The following is a 3,571-nucleotide window of genomic DNA, read 5'->3' as shown; positions in this document are numbered from 1 at the left end:
CGCGGCCGGCGGGCCCCCGGGGGGCGGCCGGGGCGGGGCCCCCCGGCCCCCCCCACCGCTCCGCCCGTGGGCCTCCAGGGCCTGTCCGACCCTGATCCGCCGGACACTCCTCAGTGGCCGCGCGCGATCCACTCGTCCAGGTGGGGCGCCTCGGCGCCGATCGTCGTCGGGTCGCCGTGCCCCGTACGCACCACCGTCGCCGCCGGCAGGCTCAGCAGCCGGTCCCGGATGGAGTCGACGATCGTCGGGAAGTGGGAGAACGACCGGCCGGTCGCGCCGGGCCCCCCGGCGAACAGCGTGTCCCCGGAGAAGACCGTGCCAAGGCCCGGCGCGTACAGGCAGACCGCTCCCGGTGCGTGTCCCGGTGTGTGCAGCACGGTGAGCTCGGTGCCCGCCACCGACAGCACCTGGCCCTCGGCCAGTTCGCCGTCCGGCGACCGCTCGGGGTGGGTCCGCTTCCACAGCGGCAGGTCGTCCGCGTGGAGCAGGATCGGCGCGCCGGTCCGGTCGGCGAGTTCGGGGGCGGCGTCGATGTGGTCGTTGTGCGCGTGGGTGCAGACGATCGCGCGCAGGGTGCGTCCGCCGAGGGCCCGGACGATCGCCTCGGCGTCGTGCGCCGCGTCGATGACGATCGCCTCGGTGTCGTCGCCCACGATCCACACGTTGTTGTCGACGTCCCAGATGCCGCCGTCCAGCGCGAACGTCCCCGAGGTCACGAGGCGTTCGACACGGGCCGCCATCAGAAGACCACCACCGAACGCAGCACGTCGCCGTGGTGCATCCGCTCGAAGGCCTTCTCGACCTCGTCCAGCGCGATGGTCTCCGTGACGAAGGCGTCCAGGTCGAGGCGGCCCTGGAGATGGAGGTCGACGAGCATCGGGAAGTCGCGGGACGGCAGACAGTCGCCGTACCAGGAGGACTTCAGCGCGCCGCCGCGGCCGAAGACGTCGATCAGCGGCAGCTCCAGCTTCATCTCCGGTGTGGGCACACCGACCAGGACGACCGTGCCGGCGAGGTCGCGGGCGTAGAACGCCTGCTCGTACGTCTCCGGGCGGCCCACGGCCTCGATGACGACGTCGGCGCCGAAGCCGCCGGTCAGCTCGCGGATCGCCTCGACCGCGTCGGCGGTACGGGAGTTGACGGTGTGGGTGGCGCCCAGTCGGCCGGCGGTCGCCAGCTTGCGGTCGTCGATGTCGACCGCGATGACCTTCGCGGCACCCGCCAGCCTCGCCCCGGCGACCGCCGCGGCCCCCACACCACCGCAGCCGATGACGGCGACCGAGTCGCCGCGCCCGACGTTCCCGGTGTTGATCGCGGCGCCGATGCCGGCCATCACCCCGCACCCGAGCAGGCCCACGGCGGCGGCCGACGCTGCCCGGTCGACCTTCGTGCACTGCCCGGCCGCCACCAGCGTCTTCTCCGCGAACGCGCCGATGCCCAGCGCCGGGGACAGCTCCTGCCCGGTCGAGGCCAGGGTCATCTTCTGCTTGGCGTTGTGGGTGTCGAAGCAGTACCAGGGCCGTCCCCGCAGACAGGCGCGACACTGACCGCACACCGCCCGCCAGTTGAGGATGACGAAGTCGCCGGGCGCGACATCGGTGACACCCTCCCCCACCGACTCCACGACGCCCGCGGCCTCGTGCCCCAGCAGGAAGGGGAAGTCGTCGTTGATGCCGCCCTCGCGATAGTGCAGGTCGGTGTGGCAGACCCCGCATGCTTCGATCTTCACCAGCGCCTCGCCCGGACCGGGATCCGGCACGATGATCGTCTCCAGGCTGACGGGGGCGCCCTTGCCCCGCGCGACGACAGCACGGACCTGGTGCGTCATGACCACTCCTCGGCTGGTACGAGAGCTGAGCAGACGTTGCTCATTACGACACGCATCTCACGTGCCGCAACAAAGCATCCTGGAGCGCCAACGGGAGGTCAAGGAGTCGACACACACCGCACCGCAGCCGGAGAAGCGGCAGGGGTGGTTGTCGCGACCCGCGTGCCGTGGTCACGGCGTACCGGGCGCGTCAGGGGTTACCGTCGGCTCCATGGAGCGAATCCGAGCGGTCCTGGTCGACATCGACGGCGTCCTCACCGTCTCCTGGAAGGCCCTGCCGGGAGCGGTCTTGGCCATGGAGCGGCTACGCGGAGCGGGGCTCCGCATCGCGCTGGTCACCAACAACACGTCCCGCACCCGGGCCGCCATCGCCTCGCGTCTGGCCGGCCTCGGCTTCCCCGTCGACGCCGGAGACATCCTGACCGCCCCGGCGGCCACGGCGGCGTATCTGCGCGAGCACTTCCCCGGCGCACGCTGCCTCCTGCTCAACAGCGGAGACGTACGGGACGATCTGGAGGGGATCACGCTCGTCGAGGAGGGCGACACCGACGTCGTCGTGCTCGGGGGCGCGGGGCCCGAGTTCGGCTACGAGGCCCTCAACCGGATCTTCCGGCAACTGCAGGGCGGGGCCCGGCTGGTGTCGATGCACCGCAATCTGTACTGGCGCACCGAGGGCGGCCTCGACCTGGACACCGGGGCCTTCCTCGAAGTGCTGGAGAAGGCCGCCCGCACCGAGGCGGAGGTGACGGGCAAGCCGGCCCCCGCGTTCTTCGAAAGCGCCCTCGCCCACCTCGGCGTCGACGCGTCGGAGGCACTGATGGTCGGCGACGACATCGAGTCCGACGTGCTAGCGGCCCAACGGTCGGGCATCACCGGCGTCCTGGTGAAGACGGGCAAGTACCTGCCCGAGACGCACCGTGCCGCCTCCGGGACGCCCGATCACGTCCTCGACTCCTTCGCCGGCCTTCCGGCCCTGCTCGGCGCCGGGGACGACGGAACACCTCGGGACTGACAGGTCCCGGCAGACGAGGGCGAGGACCTCAAGAAGATCTCCGCCCGCGGCCGCGGGCCCGCCGTACGAGCACACCGACTGCGGCGCCGACGAGGGCGAATCCGGCCAGACCGGCCACGGACCACCCGACCGTACGGTCTCCCCGGTCGCCCGCCGGGCGCGCGGAGGGAGAGGACGGCTCGGGCGCCGACGCGGACGGGACCGGAGCGGCGGCCGTCGTGGGGACCGGAGCGGACGTGATGGGAGTCGTGCGGGGACCGGGCGGTGACGGGTCGACCACGGGGACCGAGATCTTCCCTTCCCCATGGCCGAGGGAGGGGAAGCCCACGTCGACGGTGACCTTCCACGTGCCGGGGGTGAGGACCTCGGCGGTGCTCCATCCCGTACGGGTACCGGGGTCGCGGACCAGCGGCCACGGGCCCAGGGAACGAGATCCGTCGGGGCTGGACGCGTTCACCGTGGCGGCGACGGTCTCGTCGACGGCGTCCCCGTCGTCCTCCCAGGTGATCTCGGTCGTGACGTGACCGTCTCGCTGGCCGGTCACCACCACCTTGACGGTGTCGCCGTGGGCCTGGGCAGTGGTCGGCAGGGCCAGGACCTGGGCGAAGAGCATGAGCAGGAGGCCGAGGCCCGTGCCGGCGCGGAGGGCGCGGTGTGTACACATCGTTGCGGTGCTCCTGTACGTGGGTGCGGTGCGGTGGCGCCGGTGGACGGCCGCGGTGGCCGTCCAC

The 3,571-nt window shown here is 72.4% G+C and carries 4 protein-coding genes; 1 reads left to right on the top strand and 3 read right to left on the bottom strand.

What is annotated here, in order from left to right; genetic code table 11:
• Nucleotides 1-110: 110 nt before the first annotated feature.
• Nucleotides 111-740 (bottom strand): MBL fold metallo-hydrolase, encoded by a 630-nt coding sequence (locus tag ACWEJX_RS37575; RefSeq protein WP_451611895.1) that lies wholly within the window; start codon nucleotides 738-740, stop codon nucleotides 111-113.
• Nucleotides 740-1,828, bottom strand: coding sequence for an S-(hydroxymethyl)mycothiol dehydrogenase (locus ACWEJX_RS37570; protein WP_451611894.1), 1,089 nt, complete (start codon nucleotides 1,826-1,828; stop codon nucleotides 740-742). The genes ACWEJX_RS37575 and ACWEJX_RS37570 overlap by 1 nt, the downstream gene beginning before the upstream one ends.
• A 211-nt stretch (nucleotides 1,829-2,039) precedes the next feature.
• Between ACWEJX_RS37570 and ACWEJX_RS37565 the strand changes: the two genes are divergently transcribed.
• A complete protein-coding gene (locus ACWEJX_RS37565; protein ID WP_451611893.1) occupies nucleotides 2,040-2,840 on the top strand; it encodes a TIGR01458 family HAD-type hydrolase in 801 nt (266 codons plus the stop codon).
• Nucleotides 2,841-2,868: 28 nt separating this feature from the next.
• Here the strand turns inward: ACWEJX_RS37565 and ACWEJX_RS37560 are convergent, their stop codons facing one another.
• A complete protein-coding gene (locus tag ACWEJX_RS37560) occupies nucleotides 2,869-3,504 on the bottom strand; it encodes a hypothetical protein (RefSeq protein ID WP_451611892.1) in 636 nt (211 codons plus the stop codon).
• Nucleotides 3,505-3,571: the final 67 nt, after the last annotated feature.

Source organism: Streptomyces sp. NPDC004788 (assembly GCF_053601115.1).
Note: the sequence above shows the minus strand (reverse complement) of the source record. Positions and strands in the feature narration are given on the sequence as shown.

What these genes read in the sequence shown, in the direction of transcription:
- ACWEJX_RS37575 (WP_451611895.1), bottom strand. Translation starts at nt 740, where the DNA reads ATGGCGGCCCGTGTCGAACGCCTCGTGACCTCGGGGACGTTCGCGCTG.
- ACWEJX_RS37570 (WP_451611894.1), bottom strand. Translation starts at nt 1,828, where the DNA reads ATGACGCACCAGGTCCGTGCTGTCGTCGCGCGGGGCAAGGGCGCCCCC.
- ACWEJX_RS37565 (WP_451611893.1), top strand. Translation starts at nt 2,040, where the DNA reads ATGGAGCGAATCCGAGCGGTCCTGGTCGACATCGACGGCGTCCTCACC.
- ACWEJX_RS37560 (WP_451611892.1), bottom strand. Translation starts at nt 3,504, where the DNA reads ATGTGTACACACCGCGCCCTCCGCGCCGGCACGGGCCTCGGCCTCCTG.